Origin of the sequence: Marinobacter salinus (assembly GCF_001854125.1) — a bacterium.
Classification (GTDB): Bacteria; Pseudomonadota; Gammaproteobacteria; order Pseudomonadales; family Oleiphilaceae; genus Marinobacter; species Marinobacter salinus.
Window position 1 is genome coordinate 3466553 of sequence record NZ_CP017715.1, and the last position, 15212, is coordinate 3481764.

Genomic DNA, 15212 nt, shown 5'->3' on the forward strand with positions numbered 1-15212 from the left:
AAATCAACCAGATTCATTCCCAACCATCGGTTAATTTTCGTGCAGTTGCAAGCGGGTGGTCCCCTTCCAGGTAAAGAAAGATTTCGATAATGACAACAACTGTCAAAATCGGGTGCATTCGCTGCCATCGATTGATCCAAACTGACGGTTTAACAGAAGACATAACCTCGTTCTATTATAAAACTGGTTTGGAGCTCCTGATGTTTGGCCCGCTTACTGTTTCAAAACGCCTCGCGCTCGGCTTTGGATTGATTCTGTCGCTCATGATCGTGATCAGTCTGATTGGCAACCAGCGGGTGGGCTTCATCGACCGCACGCTGACCTCGGTCGGAGAAGGTGCCGCTGTTAAGCAGCGTTACGCCATTAATTTCCGGGGTAGTGTTCATGATCGGGCGATCGCGATCCGCGATGCGGTGCTGGTGCACAATGATCGGGCACTGGAGCATCACCTGGCCGATATCGAACGGCTGAAAAGGTTCTATCGTGACAATGCCGCGCCCATGGATCAGATGTTCCGGGAAGAAGGCGCTACGGATACCGAGAAGGCGTTGCTCGCAGATATCAAAGCTATTGAGCGACAGGCACTGGCGCTGACCAATGAGCTGCTGGGCATGCGCGGGGACGGCGAGATTGAGGCCTCACGGCGATTTTTGCTGGAACAGGTCGCCGGCGCCTACACCGAATGGCTGGCCCGGGTGAATAACTTCATCAACCATCAGGAGGAGGTTATTGCCGCGGATGTGGACGAGGTTCGGGCAACGGCCAGCGGCTTCAATACGCTGAACCTTTCAGTGACCGGCATTGCGATACTGCTGGGCGCGTTGATCGCCTGGATCATAATCCAGAGCATCAGACATACATTGGGGGGCGAGCCGGAAGAAGTGTCGGATGCAATCCGGCGCCTGGCGGACGGTGTGCTGGATCAGGATATCCGAACCGACTACCCGGACAGCGTCATGGGGGCACTGCAGGAAACCGTGACTCGGCTCGATGGCATTATCCGTGAGGTTCGTTCCGCCGCTGAGGAGTTGTCCGGCTCATCTTCTGAGCTGGAGGCCACATCGGACAATAATAGCCGTCAGATTCGCCTGCAGGCCACCGAGGCCGAGCAGATGGCGACCGCGGTGAACCAGATGGCCGCAACGGTTAATGAAGTTGCCGGATTCGCCGCCAGCGCCGCGACGGCAACACAGAAGGCCGATTCCGAGGTGGAGAGTGGTAATCGGGTCGTCCAGGAGACAGCGACGTCGATTGGTGAGCTGTCAGAGACCCTTGAGCAGGCTTCGCAAACTGTTCAGCGGGTATCAGATGACAGTGCCAACATTGGGAAAATAATTGAAGTCATCAATGCCATTGCCGAGCAGACCAATTTACTGGCACTTAATGCGGCCATCGAGGCCGCTCGGGCGGGCAGCCACGGCCGGGGCTTCGCGGTGGTGGCGGATGAAGTTCGGTCGCTGGCCTCAAGGACGCAGGACTCGACCCGGGAAATCCAGGAAATGATTGGTAATCTGCAGACGGGTGCCGGGGATGCGGCTGAGGTGATGAAAAGCAGTCGTGAGCTGGCGCGAACAACCGTCGAGAAAACCGCCAGGGCTGAAGAAGCCTTGAGCAGGATTCGCAGCGAAATGAGTGCAATCAATGATATGAATGCTCAGATTGCCAGTGCCGCAGAGGAGCAGAGTTCGGTTGCCGAAGAAGTTAACCAGAATATCAGCCGTATTCACGATGCGACTATTGAAACCTCGGCCGGTTCTGACCAGGTGGCCAGCGCCAGTCGTGATCTGGCCACTCTTGCAGGCCAGATGCGCTCCCGTGTCAGCGTTTTTCAGGTCAAAGGCTGAGTCCGACGATCAGCAGTGCGAGCGTGGCCAGCAAGGTGGCCACGTTGACCCCGAGAACGACGTTGAGGCGAGCTGGCCGGTCCAGACAGGCCGGTAAGGTCCGGCTGATCCACAGCGCCGCCGGCGATGGCAACAGACTCACAGAGGTCCACGGAGGTAGCCATCCCGCCCCAATGCCCGCGATGACAAGAGCGTAACTTCCGGCGAGCAGGGCTGCGACCAGTCTGGCTGCAGCCTGCCGACCCAGGGTAACAACGAGGTGACGACGACCAATTTTCCGGTCGGCTTCTACGTCCGGAATCTGATTGATGAGCAGCAGTTCACTCACCAGCAACAAACTGACGGCCGAGGCGGCGATAGCCGTGGCATCCATCCGTGCACCAAGGGCAACCAGTGTTCCGAGTACCATCACCGGGCCGAAGCCCATGCCCGGGGCGAGCAGGCATAACAGCGGGGAGCGGGTGATCCAGCGGGTATAGGTGAGTACCAGGGCTACGCCGGCCGCCCCCAGTACCAGCATTGGCAGGCCTCGCTGCCAGAGGAAGTAACAGCCGATGGCGATGACCAGCCCAAGAGTGCCAAGGGCAGCCATGAGTACGCCTCTTGCTGCGGTTGGAACTTCCGGCAGGGCGCCGCTACCGCCTGAAAACGGGGTCCGCTCGGTGATCAGATCCAGGCCAGAGGCAAAGTCTTCGTATTCATTGAACAGATTCACCGCCGCGTGAGCGAGCAGTGCTCCGATCAGGACCAGCAGGGTATCAACCGCAGCGGGCGGTTCGCCCTGTTGCCAGGCGACGGCTATGCCCAGCCCTGCGCACAAGGGTGCGAGAATCAGGAAGTTGGGTCGAGACGCACGTACGACTGCGGCGGCTTCAGACATGGATTTCCGTTCCTATCCGGTTCTAGATGTATCCTGCGGCAAAAACCAGCCCGAGCACGACAGGCATGACAACAAGGCTGCCAAGATTGCTGAGCAGCACCAGGGATGCGACCTTGTGAGGCTCCTGTCGGTATTGTTCGGCGACTATGTAATTGAGTACCGCCGGGGGCAGGGCGGCAAAGACCCAGAGCGACGCCACCTGCAGGCCGGGCAGGTTGAGGATCTCAATCATCGGCCAGGCCAGAATCAGGCCACTGGCCGGGCAGGCAATGGCGCCGAGCATACCCAGTTTCCAGTCACTGAAGTCGACATCCAGCATGCGCACACCGAGGGCAAACAGCATTAGCGGTATGCAAACCCCGCCGAGCATGTTCAGGGTCTCCAAAAGCCATTCCGGCAGAGGCACACCTCCGAGGTTGACCGCGAGGCCCGCGATACTGGCAAACACGATAGGCAGTTTCAGGCGTTGAACGATGGACGTGTGGGGGTCCAGCATGTACAGCCCAACGGAGAAGTGCAGCAGCATTTCGACAATGAACAGCACAATGGCGGCGGGCAAGGCGGCATCGCCAAAAGCCAGAACCAGCAGCGGAATGCCCATGTTGCCGGAGTTGTTGAACATCATTGGCGGCAGGAACGTCTTCAGGTTCAGCTTCAGAACTTTCGCCAGCGGGTAGAGCACAATGCCGGAGCCGAGCACCACAACAGTCGCGGCCAGGGCGAGCCGGGCGTATTCCTGAAGGGGCGCCTGCTGGTCGGCGAGAACCGCAAACACCAGCATGGGAACGAACAGCTCCATATTGAGCACATTCAGTCCCTGAATGTCAGGTGTGCGGTAGCGACCGTAAAGTGCGCCGCAGCCGGCAATAAGGAAAACCGGCAGCATGGTGGACAGAATCTGACCAATCATCAATGAGCTCCGACCAGGGTTTGGCAAATAAGAAACGGATATTCGTCTGAATAATCCGTTAGGTTCGCAAGTATCCGGCGCTCTCGGCAAGTATTATTCGCCGGCTTTCGACCAAAGCCGAAGGTCTGGGTGGCCGTGGTCATGCGAGACCGGCGGTTGCGATGGTTCGACGACCACCCCAGAATAGCGGTGACCACCGTTGATTCGACCCTCTTATGGAGAGCTTTCGTGACCATCCCGTTTGATCAGCCCGTATTCCGTGAACATACCTGCTCGGTCAAATTCGATGCTCGCAAGGCCGTTTTCGGACGGGATGACGTTGTTCCTGTGTGGGTGGCGGACATGGATTTCGCGGCGCCTGAAGCCGTTACAAACGCACTCAGGGAACGGGCAGCCCACCCGGTGTATGGCTATACCCTGTTTCCGGACAGCCTGTACCAGTCCATCGTCGAGTGGTTCGGGGTCCGGCACGGCTGGAAGATCCAGCGTGACTGGATTCTGATGGCCCCGGGGGTTGTGCCTTCACTACACGCGGCCTGTCTGGCTTATTCGGAACCGGGAGAGGGGGCGATTGTCCAGCCCCCGGTGTACCCGCCCTTCTTCAGCTCGGTCCGGCAAACTGGCCGGACGGTGATTGAAAACCCTCTGGTCCTGAAGGAAGGTGTCGGGGCCGGTAAAGGTCACTACGGTATGGATCTTGAGCATCTTGAGGCCTGCGCCGCCCGTCCGGATGCGCGCATCCTCCTGTTGTGCTCGCCCCATAATCCGGTAGGGCGCGTGTGGTCAGAGGATGAGCTGAAGGGAGTTCTGGCCATTGCCCGAAAACACAATCTGGTGGTGATTTCCGACGAAATCCATTGTGACCTGACCTTCGCCGATCGGCCGAAGCATTCGGTACTTGCCACGCTTGCAGGGCCCGAGGATGCACTGGTGACCGCCATCGCACCAAGCAAGACCTTCAACATGCCCGGTCTGGGGCTGTCCGCCCTGGTGATTCCGGATCCGGAGCACCGAAGGGCCATGAAAACCGTGTTTGAATCCATGCACATGCCCCAGTGCAATCCGTTCAGCATAGCCGGCTTTGAAGCCGGCTACCGGGCAGGCGCCCCCTGGCTGGATGAGTTGATGGGTTATCTGCAGGCCAATCGGGATTACGTTGAAGAGATGGTAAACCAGCGTTTACCGGGTATCAGCGTTTCGTCCCCGGAGGGCACCTACCTGATGTGGCTCGACTGTCGCGAGCTCGGTATGCTGGATACCGAGCTGAAACGGTTTTTTGTCCGGTATACCGGAGTGGGGATGAACCCCGGCATCTCTTTTGGCGAGCAGGGCAGCGGGTTTATGCGACTGAATATTGGCTGCCCGAGATCGGTGCTCACTGAGGTGCTCACCCGTATCGAAACGGCGCTGACTGCTAAGAGCTGATCAGTCGAGTTTCATGGAGCAGTGGTCCGGCACCAGTTGCCAGCTTGGTGGCTCCCCCATGCCGGGCATATCGCCGGACGTTGAGCTGGTGGCTTTCCAGACCTTGCCGCCATGGGTGACCAGCGCTCCTGTGCTGTAACCATGGGAGAAACGCCAGTGTTCCGGGCGCACGCACAGAGTCGATCCGGACTTCGCAGACGAACGTTCGGCTGTGTTACCGGGTAGGGACGGCTGGCCACAGTCGGGAGTTTGGTCCAGTTCCTCCCATTCGAAGGTGATGCCCGGCTCCTTGCCGTTGTTTAATTCTCGTGCCTGGTACCAATGCTCTTTGTGATGGACCACCATGTCCTTGGTGTAGTGCTGGTCCGGCGCCCATTTTGCCTCTTCTGGATCGCATGGCTGCTGGGCAACGGCGGTTGATGCTATCGCCAGGCTTGCGACAACGGCCAGGCTAACCGATCCCAGTATTGAAATGAGGCGTTGGAGTGAATATTTGTCACGCATAAGGTCTCCTTTTTCATCCCATTTTTCGGTACTCAGGTGTGCGACGACCGGCACGGGTAGCCAGTAGCAGCCCGCAGAGAATCAACAGTCCGCCGATAATGTGGAACAGCCCCAGGGATTCTCCCAGAAGGATACCCGCGAGCACAGAGGCGAACACCGGTGTCAGATACATGAAAATGGCAGCTTTGGACGGTCCTATTTTTTGCACACCGTGGTTCCAGAAGCCATAGGCCAGAATACCGGGGAAAATGGCGACGAAGAGCAAGGGTAGCGCGGTCTCCCCGGAGAGTTCGAATCCGCCGCTGAAGAAAAACAGATCTGTCAGATAAAACGGCAGAATGACCATTGCGCCCAGGAAGATCTGCGTCGTCAGAAATGTTAGTGCTGGCAGTGGAACCGACTGGCGGCGCAACAACACTGAGAACAGCCCCCAGCTGAAGACCGCAGCGACCATGATCAGATCCCCGGGTTGGGCTTCGAGACCAGTGAGCACAGTAATGTCCCCTCTGGCCACCACGGTCAGAATCCCCAGTACAGCCAGAGCAATACCCACTGCCTGAATGGGGCGGGTGCGATCGCCCAGCAGGACCCACGCCAGAAAGGCAACAAAGATCGGAATGGTGGCATTGATCAGGGCAATATTGGTTGCCGTGGTGGTTGTGGCTGCAAAATACAGCAGCGAATTGAATGCGCCGACACTGAAGGTGGCCAACGCCAGCATCGAACCCAGCCGCTGACGAATGATTTTGCGGTGTTGCCATACGCCTGGCAGCCCGAACGGCAGCAGGAACGCGAGCGCTATGACCCAGCGCCAGAAGGACATGGACAGGGGCGGGATACTCTCCACAGTGCCTCGTGCCACCACTGCATTGCCAGCCCAGAACAAGGGGGTAAGAACCAGGCCGATGTAGGCCAGGCCCAGTGACCTGGTATTACTGACAGCGTTTTCCGAAGACACACTCGCTCCCGTTGGTTGGGTGTTGTCAGGTAAAACGCATAGGATACTACTCTCCCGGAACTTCTGCCTCCGTACCAATGTGGTAGGCGGCAAAGCCGGCCATTACCACCTGGTCGACCGCCATACCGATAATTCGGCCATTGCTGCTGGAGCGAATCGGGTACTGGGCATTGGTGATCGGATCTGCCACATAGCCCAGCACTTCACCTTCTGAGACCCGGGCGCCCAGCTCCACGTCACTGAACAGGATGCCGCCGTGTTCCGCCCGGATCCAGTCGGAGTCGTAGTAGACCGGCTCCGGGTCGCCCCAGACGAACATTCGGGAAATCATGCCCTGTCTTTCCATCAGGCTGGTAAGGCTGTTCACGCCGGCTTCAATCTGGTGTTCCTGAATACGGTGGGATTCCCCGGCCTCAAGGGTGACGGTGGTAATGCCCGCTTCCACGGAAGCGCTGCGAAGCATGCCGGGTGAGCCCGTACTGTGGACAACCGCCATCCGGTCGAACCCCTGAGTGAAGGTGGCCACATCGGGATTATTCATGTCGGCCCGAAGCTGCGGAAGGTTTGTGCGCTTGAGTGAACCGGTGTGGATATCCACCAGCATGTCGCAGCGGCGGATGATGTTCTCGAACAGGGAATGGGCGATCCGATCGGCCAGACTGCCTTCCGGACTGCCCGGAAAGTGGCGATTCAGATCGCGACGGTCGGGCAGGTAGCGACTGCCCTGCTGAAATCCCGGTAGATTCACAATCGGGACACCGACTACCCTGCCGGAGAGTTTTTCCGGCTCAAGGTCGTACATGGTGCGGCGAATGATCTCGATGCCATTGAGCTCGTCGCCGTGAATCGCGCCGGTCAGGCACAATGTTGGGCCGGCCTTGGCCCCGTTCACCACCAGAACCGGCGTGGGCTGTGACAAGCCTGCAATCTGGATGCCCGGAGACCAGGCGAGTCGGGTGGAGGTGGCCGGCAGTACTTCGTTGCCCAGTAACGTGAAGTTCTCAGCTGCTTTAACCGCCTTCTCCACCGGCGCTGCTGTCACTTCTTCTCCGGGACGGACCTCGCTATCTTCCGGTAAGGGAGTCTTTGCCATCTGCTCCGGTTCGGGAGTTTCGATGTCCTGAACCACCGGTTCGGCTTCGGTTTTCGGTGCCGGAGCGACGTCCTTGAGATCAATGTTGGGCGCAACTTTTTTGGCCGGTTTCGGTTTGGGAGCCTGGCTGACCGTTGAGGTTAAAGGTTTGGTCTTCGGGGGTTTTGCCGTTTTCCGTGGTTCGGACTGCTCAACATCTTCAACGTTTTCGTCTTCGGCCAGTTCGGCAACCAGCATCTCCGAACTGCTTTTCCCCGAGGCGGCGGATGAACCGGCAAACAGGGGTGTCGGCATCATCAAGAAAGCCATCAGGCAGGGAAACAATCTGGATAACGTCGGTTTTCGAAGCCAGTGAAACAGCATAATTCCTCACGGGTCGTCAGAATGCGCTCAAGGATAGAGGGCCACTGCCGGTCATGAATACAGCTGTGACAAAGGTTTAATGCCACTTTCATGAAAATCGGGCCTGGTTTCTTCACGCAGCCTTCAAAGCAGCGTTACCGGTGCTCTAGCGCGTTTCAAGGGACTTTATACGCCGCGAAGAAGAATAACGGTATGGAACTTTTGCGAATTCTGGTTGCGATTTTGTTACCACCGTTATCATTCAGGTTTCCTCTGTAGCGTGCCAGAGTTCGCCGCTCTGATCCGCGCGGCCATCGGATTCAAGCTTCACCAGATGTGCCAGGGCTGAGCGTGCCGCAACGCCGTGGATAGCAGCGGGCACATCATCGTAGGCTTTGGTGGTCAGATCCTTCAGGGTTACCGGCGCCAGTTCTTTCAGCGCTTTGGCGACCTTATGCTCCCGGGCAAGGCGGTGGGTTATCAGGTAATCGATTACGGCCTCCGGCTGGCCCATAAGGAAACCATGACCGGGAGCAATAAACCGGATTGGCTCTGACAGCAGGTCATAGAGCGATTCCAGGTAGGCTTTCATATCGCCGTCCGGCGGATTAATCACGACGGTGGACCCCTGCATGATGTGATCCCCGGAGAACAGCAGTTCCTGATCCGTCAGCAGAAAACACAAGTGGTTAGAGGCGTGGCCTGGCGTGTGAATTACTTTCAGTAATCCCGCATCGGTGTGGATAAACTCGCCGTGAACCGGCTGTTCATCCGGTGCAAAACCGGAATCCTGAGACGCGCCATCCGGAGCGGGAAGGCCGGTCAGCGGGCTGCCGGTTTCCTGTTTCAGCGACCGTGCGCCAGGGGAGTGGTCACGGTGCGTATGGGTGACCAGCACACGGTCAATCTGACCGCCGGTCAGCTCAAGAATGCGGGCTATGTGCACCGGGTCGTCGGGGCCCGGATCAATCACCGTATACCGATCGTGACCGATGATATAGGTGTTGGTGCCAGGGCCAGTCATCACACCGGGGTTGGGGGCCGTGAGCCGCTTTACGCCGGCGGCAACTTCCACCGCAGTGCCGGGAATAATCTCGGCACCGACCGAACCCTCTCCCTCCGGGTCCAGTTTGGCAGCTTCATCATAGGCGGGTGCACCTGGTTCCAGGACCACCGGTTTACCCTTCCTGATGGCTGGCCAGGGTTTGTCCGGAGCCGCTTCCGGGGGATTGGCGTGGGCATAACGCATCAGCGCGTCACACGTGCTGAAATCGCTCAATACCCGAAGCGTGCGAAGGGTTGGCAGACCCAGTAACCGGCGACCGCTGCGGTGGTCTTCCAGCGCCTCTTCCGGACGGATCCAGAGATGGTCAATGGTCTCCACGCCATCATGGCAGGCCGGTTGACCCTCGGGTGCCGTAGTGACAAAAAAGCGGGTATCGAAACGGCGAGGCGGGCCCGGTGGCGTCGTCCAATGGCTGAGGTAGGCTACCCGGTCCAGCGGAATGGTCAGCTTGTGACGCTGGCAGATGTCTGCCAGCGTCAGGTTGCCCCGAAATACCGCATCCCGATCCGCATGAACTTCGTGATCTCCACCGACGGTGCGCCCCGCCTGATCCACTGCCAGCAGAACTCCGGCCTCCTCGAAACATTCACGGACAGCCGCAAGCATATAGTCGGCGCCGCCCTCGTCGAGGCTCATAGTATGGCTGATCTCGGCATCTTCCGGGCCGACCACGTGTTGGCGTGCGAAGGATTCCTGCTGGTCGACGGCCCCGCCGGGGAATACGAAATAGCCCGGCATAAACACGGCACTCCAGGTACGTTGGAGCAGTAACACTTCAAGGCCGTCCTGAGTATCGCGTGTCAGAACCAGCGTTGCGGCAGGGCGAATATCCATAGGTTTTCCATTATTCCAGTCTGTCGTTGTTCTTGGTGCGCACAGGATAATAAGCAAGATACCGAATTCACCGGGAGGTGAACAGAAAATGCCGAAGGCGTATCATTCTGTGCTCCAGTTTACCTCATCAGACAAGGTAGCCAACGTGGCCAGAATCAAACTCTCCTTTCCGGACGATGTTTTCTGTTTTGAAACCAGAATGCCGGTAAGAATCACTGACATCAACGGTGCCAATCATCTGGGTAACGATGCTCTGATTTCCATGCTGTCAGAAGCCCGGGCCCAGTTTCTGGTGAACTATGGCATACAGGAAGCGGGTAAGGATGGCACGGGTATCATCGTGACCGATCTGGCCACCATGTATCAGTCGGAATCTTTTTTCCCGGAAATGCTGCGTTTTGAAGTGGGTCTGATGGATTTCAACAGGTATGGCGGAGATTTCGTGTTTCGGGTCACCAAGGCTGAAAGTGGTCAGCCCGTAGCGCTGGCGAAGTATGGCTTTGTCTTCTTCAACTACCAGCGCAAAGAAGTGGTGCCGATACCGGAGAGTTTTCGTTCACGCTTTGGCTGAGGACAGGCTGGCCCTCAGGCTGGTCATGCCGGCGCGATAGAAACTGTAAGCCATGGCTCCGGCGAACAGGTTGCCCACCAGCGCTCCGCTCATCAGACCAAAGATGCCATTGATCTGGCTGCCGAGCCAGAGGAGGGGCAGAAAACAGAGAAACAGGCGTAGTGTGGACACCAGCAACGCCCGCATAGCCAGCCCCAGGGCGTTGCACACAGACACCATCAGCATACACACACCCAGGCCGCTGTAGCTGAGCGGCACGCGAACCAGGTAGCCGGCCAGTATGCCCTGAACCTCCTGGTCACTGGTGAACAATTCGGAAACCAGTCCCGAAGCCACCAGCCAGATCAGGCCGATCGCCAATTGCCAGACCACCACAAAGCGGACCGCAATGCGCACCAGCTTCCGGATCTGTTCGATATCGCCGGCACCCAGCAGGCGGCCGATCATCGGCGGCATGGACATGGTCAGGGCCAACACCACTACGATCGAGAAAAACTCCAGACGGGTGCCGAGCCCCCAGGCCGCTACAGCAGCAGATCCGAAGCCCGCCACCAGTGCCGTTGCCAGCATGGCAGAGGCTGGCGGCATAAGCTGGCTGACCATGGCCGGTGCCATGATGCCGTTGAGCTGCTTCAGTGCCTGAACCAGGGCAAGTTCGCGCAGATCAAAACGGACCCAGGAACGCTTCAGGAGCTTCGGATAAATCACCAGGCAGCCGATGCCAAAGGAAGTGACGGTCGCCCAGGCCGCACCGGGAAGGCCCCAGTCAAAAATAAAGATGTACAAAGGATCCAGGGCAATGTTGGTCAGGCTGGTTGCGACCATCATATAGCCGGGCAATTTGGTGTCGCCGTGGGAGCGGCACACGCTGTAGCCAAAATACAGAACTGCCCCCGCCCAGGCAGCCAGAAGCCAGGGAATCCAGTAACTGCGGATTAACGGCAACAGTGAATCCTCGGCGCCGAGCGCGGTCATGATGCGGCTCTGTAACAGCCATAGGCTGACACACAATAAGAAGACCAGGGTTCCGCCTACGGTGATGATCAGACCGCCGAGTCGGTAAGCCCGGAGTTCGTCACCAGCGCCCAGTGTTCGTGAAATGATGGCGGTGGTGGCGATTCCCAGGCCAACCTGAAGGCCAATGATGAGTTGCTGCATTGGCAGGGTGAAACCGAGTGCCGCCAGTGGGTCTCTGCCCAGTTGGCCGATAAAGGCACTGTCTGCCAGCTGGAAGGTCATCAGTGAGAGCACGCCGAAGAGCATAGGCCAGGTCATGGTGTAGAGCTGGCGGGAGAGGCTGGCGTTCTCGGGTGGTTTGCTCACAGGTCAGGATTGGGCTTTGGTTTGAATGGGGGAGGGATTCTAACAGGTTTGGCTGCCGGTGCATGCGGGCAACCAGGATGTGCCCCCTGAAACACGCTGTGAATACATCCATGTACGCTCGGCTCCGCCATCCATGGCTCCGCACGGTTTCAGAGGACACACCCCGGTTGCCAGCCCGAGTGAATCAGTCCTGGTCAGAGTGCCTTCAATGCCGCCTCATAATCAGGCTCGTCTTTAATTTCGTCGACCAGTTGGCTGTGCAGCACCTTGTTGTCCTCGTCCAGGACCACAACCGCGCGGGCGCAAAGACCGGCCAGCGGGCCATCCTGAATGGCGACACCATAGTCCTGCTGAAAGCTGTAGTTACGGAACGTGGACAGGGTAATGACATCTTTCAGGCCTTCGGCGCCGCAGAAGCGTGCGGCCGCGAAGGGCAGGTCTGCGGAAATCACCAGAACAACGGTGTTGTCGAGGCCGCTGGCCTTTTCATTGAATTTTCGGGTCGAGGCCGCGCATACGCCGGTGTCGATGCTGGGGATGATGTTCAGGATCTTGCGTTTGCCCGCCCAGCTGTCCAGTTTCACTTCTTCCAGGCCGCTGTTGGTCAGAGTGAAGGGAGCTGCGTTGTCGCCCGGCTTGGGAAAGGTGCCGCTCAGTTCAATGGGATTACCGTCGAGGTTGACTGTACTCATGGAAGGTCCTTTTTCGGGTGCGTGGGTTTATCTGATGGTAATTTACTCTTTGTAGTCCAGTTTGGACTATCTTGCACCCGACAAATACCCTGTTTCCGCTTACTGGGCGGAAACTCCCTGGGGTTCGAAGCCTGCCGCGGGATGGCGTTGCACCAGTAGCAGGTAACTGGCCAGTGCCGCGCAGGCACAGGTGGCGATGACCACCGCCATGACGAGCGAAGTGCCGTCGTGGAGATGGCCCACAAGCATGCCGGCACCGGCGGCAAGGGCCATCTGAACGAAGCCGAACAGTGCGGAAGCGGAGCCGGCCATGCGTGGGAAGTTGGCCATGGCGCCTGCCATGGTTTGGGGCAGCACCATGCCGGTACCGACCATGAACAGAGCCTGGGGCAGGATAACGGCCCAGACGTTGTAAACTTCGCTCAACGCCAGTCCCGCCATCAGGCTGCCACCGGCCACCGCTATGACCAATCCCCGCACCAGAATCTGATCAGGAACAAGCATACTACCCAGGCGAACGGCGAACAGGTTGCCGGTGACAAAGCCTGCCACCATCAAGGCAAAGTAGAGTCCAAAGTGTTCGGGAGCAACGCCAAGAAAGTCGATCAGTACGAACGAGGAACCGGACAGAAATGCGAACAGACCTGAGAAAGTCAGTGCATTGGTCAGGGTATAGCCCAGAAAGCTGACATCGGTACCGATCTTCCGATAGTTCCGCAGCAGGCTGCAGAGTTTCAGCGTCTGGCGGTTTTCCGGGCGCATGGGCTCTGGAATACCGAACGCCACAACCACTGCCATGACCAGAGCGTAGCCACCGAGTGCCAGGAAGATGGACGACCAGCCGAGGCCGGTGACCAGGAAACCGCCGATGGTTGGCGCAATAGCTGGCGCAAGGGCCATGATGCTGGCCAGGATGGCGAGTATTTTTGCGGCTTCGCGCGGTGTGTAGATGTCACGGATGGCGGCGCGGCCAAGCACCGGGCCGGCGGAACCGCCCAACGCTTGCAGGAATCGGCACAGGATCAGTGTTTCGATATTCGTTGCCAATGCGCAGCCGATGCTGGCGAGGGCGAACAGCACGAAACCGCCGATCATGATCGGTTTGCGACCGAAGCGATCCGCCAGCGGTCCACAGATAAGCTGGGCGATGGCGAAACCGGCCATGTACAGACTCAGTGTCAGCTGGACCTGATCGGTACCGGTACCAAAATCACTGCCGATCTGCGGCAGTGCCGGCAGATACATGTCGGTCGCAAGCGGGCCAAGGGCCACGGCGGCTGCTAGCAGAACGGTTGTCCAGATACTGGTTAACGTAAGCATGCTGATCCTGAAGTTAGAACAGGCGGGGTGAGGCAGGGCTTTCCGAAACTGTGCGGAGCCATGGATGGCGGAGCTCAAGCGTCACAGGGATGTGCTTGAGCGGGTTTCGGAAAGCCCTGCCTCGCCTCGCCGAAGTACTGTGAGCAGGGAGTCTAGTGGTGTGTGGCCTGAAAGATAACGGCCGCAGGCTTCATACGATATATGAACAATATCGATTGATTACGGGTTCAGGCTGTTCATGGTGGCTGCGACGCTATTCACCTGATTCCGTAACCAGCGATGGGCGGGGTCGTTCTGGTTGCGGCGGTGCCACAGCATCAGCAGAGTGAAGGGCTTGAAATCGAAGGGCAGGGGCGTCCAGGCGAAATCCCGGAGTAAGTGTTTGCTCATCAGCTCAGGGGCGGTGGCCAGCATGTCGGTACCGCGGAGGAATTCGGGCAGCCCGGAAAAGTTGGAGACGGTGACCACCGTGCGCCGGGTCAGGCCCTGGGCAGTGAGGGATATCTCGAGGCTTGGTTTCTCGCCGGTGGCAAACAGCAGGGCAATGTGGTCGGCCTTCAGATACTCCGGCAGATCCTGCGGCGCTTCCCGTTGGTCCGGGTCATAGAATACCACCATACGATCCGCCATCAGGCCCCGCTGCATGATGTCCGTCGCTTCCGGAGCATGGGGTGAGATAATCAGATCGCAGACATCCTTGCGCAGCAAGTCAGCACTGGGAATGCCTGACGGAATCACCTGCAGCCGTATGCCGGGCGCTTCCCGGCGCAGGATGGTCACCAGAGCTGGCAGCAGGAGGTCACGCTGGTAATCGTTGGCGGCGATGGTGAATGTGAACTCTGCGGTTTGCGGTGAGAATGGTGGCCCCGATGACAGCGAGTGCAGGTCATCCAGGATCTGACGGATGTGGGGTCCAGCCTGCAGGGCGTATCGGGTCGGGGTGATGCCGCGCCCGGATTTTACGAACAGCGGATCGCCCAACGCCTGTCTCAGGCGGTCCAGGGTGTGGCTGACTGCGGATTGGCTGACACCGAGTTTGACTGCAGCGCGGGAAACACTGCCTTCGTCCAGTACGGCAATAAAGGTGACCAGGGCACGGATATCGAGGTTAAATGCATCAACGGGGTTCATGAATGGCAGTCTACCTCAGAGATGCCTTTGTCGGAATGGCTACGGTGCGGTCTGGCCATGAATAAAGGTTGCCATGCCGGGGCAAGGGCAATGAGGCCTTCGGGTCTGGGTTTCTGGTCAGACAGGGCATATTCCGTTGCCAGAGCGCCTCCGAGGGAGAAGCCGCCGATGAAGGCGTGGTCTACCTCCCGTGACAGAACGGTGAAGTGCATGCCGTGGTGATGGCCATGAGCATCAGTGCAACAGCACTGCCGGTGGTCGGGGTGCGCCATTGCCTGCTGGAGGGCTCTGGGGTTTGGGGCATGGGGCTCTTTTATCT

14 protein-coding genes are annotated in these 15212 nt (G+C 58.5%); 3 read left to right on the forward strand and 11 right to left on the reverse strand.

Features of this window, described 5'->3' with window-relative positions:
• Positions 1-200: 200 nt before the first annotated feature.
• The gene (locus BKP64_RS16035; RefSeq protein ID WP_070973727.1) at positions 201-1844 is read left to right on the forward strand and encodes a methyl-accepting chemotaxis protein; all 1644 of its coding nucleotides are present in this window, start codon (positions 201-203) and stop codon (positions 1842-1844) included.
• Here BKP64_RS16035 and BKP64_RS16040 read toward each other — a convergent pair.
• The gene (locus tag BKP64_RS16040) at positions 1834-2724 is read right to left on the reverse strand and encodes a prenyltransferase (protein WP_070972408.1); all 891 of its coding nucleotides are present in this window, start codon (positions 2722-2724) and stop codon (positions 1834-1836) included. The genes BKP64_RS16035 and BKP64_RS16040 overlap by 11 nt on opposite strands.
• A 22-nt stretch (positions 2725-2746) precedes the next feature.
• On the reverse strand, positions 2747-3634 hold the full coding sequence (locus BKP64_RS16045) for an AEC family transporter (protein ID WP_070972411.1): 888 nt from the start codon (positions 3632-3634) through the stop codon (positions 2747-2749).
• Positions 3635-3862: 228 nt separating this feature from the next.
• Here BKP64_RS16045 and BKP64_RS16050 point away from each other — a divergent pair, with 228 nt between their 5' ends.
• Positions 3863-5059, forward strand: a complete 1197-nt coding sequence (locus BKP64_RS16050) for a MalY/PatB family protein (protein ID WP_070972414.1) — start codon at positions 3863-3865, stop codon at positions 5057-5059.
• Here the strand turns inward: BKP64_RS16050 and BKP64_RS16055 are convergent, their stop codons facing one another.
• The 4 genes from BKP64_RS16055 to BKP64_RS16070 all read right to left on the reverse strand — a co-directional run bounded on the left by BKP64_RS16055 (position 5060) and on the right by BKP64_RS16070 (position 9856).
• Positions 5060-5563: a carbohydrate-binding protein gene (locus BKP64_RS16055; protein WP_099092565.1), complete on the reverse strand. Its 504-nt coding sequence runs from the start codon at positions 5561-5563 to the stop codon at positions 5060-5062.
• A 13-nt stretch (positions 5564-5576) separates the two neighbouring features.
• Positions 5577-6521 carry a DMT family transporter gene (locus tag BKP64_RS16060; protein ID WP_070972417.1) on the reverse strand — a complete coding sequence of 315 codons (945 nt, stop codon included), beginning with the start codon at positions 6519-6521 and terminating at the stop codon, positions 5577-5579.
• Positions 6522-6567: 46 nt separating this feature from the next.
• Positions 6568-7911 (reverse strand): succinylglutamate desuccinylase/aspartoacylase domain-containing protein, encoded by a 1344-nt coding sequence (locus BKP64_RS16065; protein ID WP_227515436.1) that lies wholly within the window; start codon positions 7909-7911, stop codon positions 6568-6570.
• A 307-nt stretch (positions 7912-8218) separates the two neighbouring features.
• Positions 8219-9856 carry an MBL fold metallo-hydrolase gene (locus BKP64_RS16070; protein WP_070972423.1) on the reverse strand — a complete coding sequence of 546 codons (1638 nt, stop codon included), beginning with the start codon at positions 9854-9856 and terminating at the stop codon, positions 8219-8221.
• 145 nt (positions 9857-10001) lie between these two features.
• On the opposite strand from BKP64_RS16070, the gene BKP64_RS16075 reads away from it, so the two are divergent.
• Positions 10002-10427 carry a thioesterase family protein gene (locus BKP64_RS16075; RefSeq protein ID WP_070973729.1) on the forward strand — a complete coding sequence of 142 codons (426 nt, stop codon included), beginning with the start codon at positions 10002-10004 and terminating at the stop codon, positions 10425-10427.
• Here the strand turns inward: BKP64_RS16075 and BKP64_RS16080 are convergent.
• The 5 genes from BKP64_RS16080 to BKP64_RS19580 all read right to left on the reverse strand — a co-directional run bounded on the left by BKP64_RS16080 (position 10413) and on the right by BKP64_RS19580 (position 15165).
• The gene (locus BKP64_RS16080; RefSeq protein ID WP_070972426.1) at positions 10413-11702 is read right to left on the reverse strand and encodes an MATE family efflux transporter; all 1290 of its coding nucleotides are present in this window, start codon (positions 11700-11702) and stop codon (positions 10413-10415) included. The two genes, BKP64_RS16075 and BKP64_RS16080, sit on opposite strands and share 15 nt — an antisense overlap.
• A 242-nt stretch (positions 11703-11944) precedes the next feature.
• Entirely contained in the window at positions 11945-12442 is a 498-nt protein-coding gene (gene tpx / locus BKP64_RS16085) for a thiol peroxidase (protein ID WP_070972429.1), read from the reverse strand.
• A 99-nt stretch (positions 12443-12541) separates the two neighbouring features.
• A complete protein-coding gene (locus BKP64_RS16090) occupies positions 12542-13762 on the reverse strand; it encodes a Bcr/CflA family multidrug efflux MFS transporter (protein WP_070972432.1) in 1221 nt (406 codons plus the stop codon).
• 219 nt (positions 13763-13981) lie between these two features.
• The gene (locus BKP64_RS16095) at positions 13982-14893 is read right to left on the reverse strand and encodes a LysR family transcriptional regulator (protein WP_070972435.1); all 912 of its coding nucleotides are present in this window, start codon (positions 14891-14893) and stop codon (positions 13982-13984) included.
• Entirely contained in the window at positions 14890-15165 is a 276-nt protein-coding gene (locus BKP64_RS19580; protein WP_227515438.1) for a hypothetical protein, read from the reverse strand. Before BKP64_RS19580 ends, BKP64_RS16095 begins: the two co-directional genes overlap by 4 nt.
• Positions 15166-15212 lie beyond the last annotated feature (47 nt).

Excerpts from the sequence above, each read along its gene's own strand:
- BKP64_RS16035 (WP_070973727.1), top strand. The coding sequence starts at position 201 with ATGTTTGGCCCGCTTACTGTTTCAAAACGCCTCGCGCTCGGCTTTGGA.
- BKP64_RS16040 (WP_070972408.1), bottom strand. The coding sequence starts at position 2,724 with ATGTCTGAAGCCGCCGCAGTCGTACGTGCGTCTCGACCCAACTTCCTG.
- BKP64_RS16045 (WP_070972411.1), bottom strand. The coding sequence starts at position 3,634 with ATGATTGGTCAGATTCTGTCCACCATGCTGCCGGTTTTCCTTATTGCC.
- BKP64_RS16055 (WP_099092565.1), bottom strand. The coding sequence starts at position 5,563 with ATGCGTGACAAATATTCACTCCAACGCCTCATTTCAATACTGGGATCG.
- BKP64_RS16065 (WP_227515436.1), bottom strand. The coding sequence starts at position 7,911 with ATGATGCCGACACCCCTGTTTGCCGGTTCATCCGCCGCCTCGGGGAAA.
- BKP64_RS16070 (WP_070972423.1), bottom strand. The coding sequence starts at position 9,856 with ATGGATATTCGCCCTGCCGCAACGCTGGTTCTGACACGCGATACTCAG.
- BKP64_RS16080 (WP_070972426.1), bottom strand. The coding sequence starts at position 11,702 with ATGACCTGGCCTATGCTCTTCGGCGTGCTCTCACTGATGACCTTCCAG.
- tpx (WP_070972429.1), bottom strand. The coding sequence starts at position 12,442 with ATGAGTACAGTCAACCTCGACGGTAATCCCATTGAACTGAGCGGCACC.
- BKP64_RS16090 (WP_070972432.1), bottom strand. The coding sequence starts at position 13,762 with ATGCTTACGTTAACCAGTATCTGGACAACCGTTCTGCTAGCAGCCGCC.
- BKP64_RS16095 (WP_070972435.1), bottom strand. The coding sequence starts at position 14,893 with ATGAACCCCGTTGATGCATTTAACCTCGATATCCGTGCCCTGGTCACC.
- BKP64_RS19580 (WP_227515438.1), bottom strand. The coding sequence starts at position 15,165 with ATGGCGCACCCCGACCACCGGCAGTGCTGTTGCACTGATGCTCATGGC.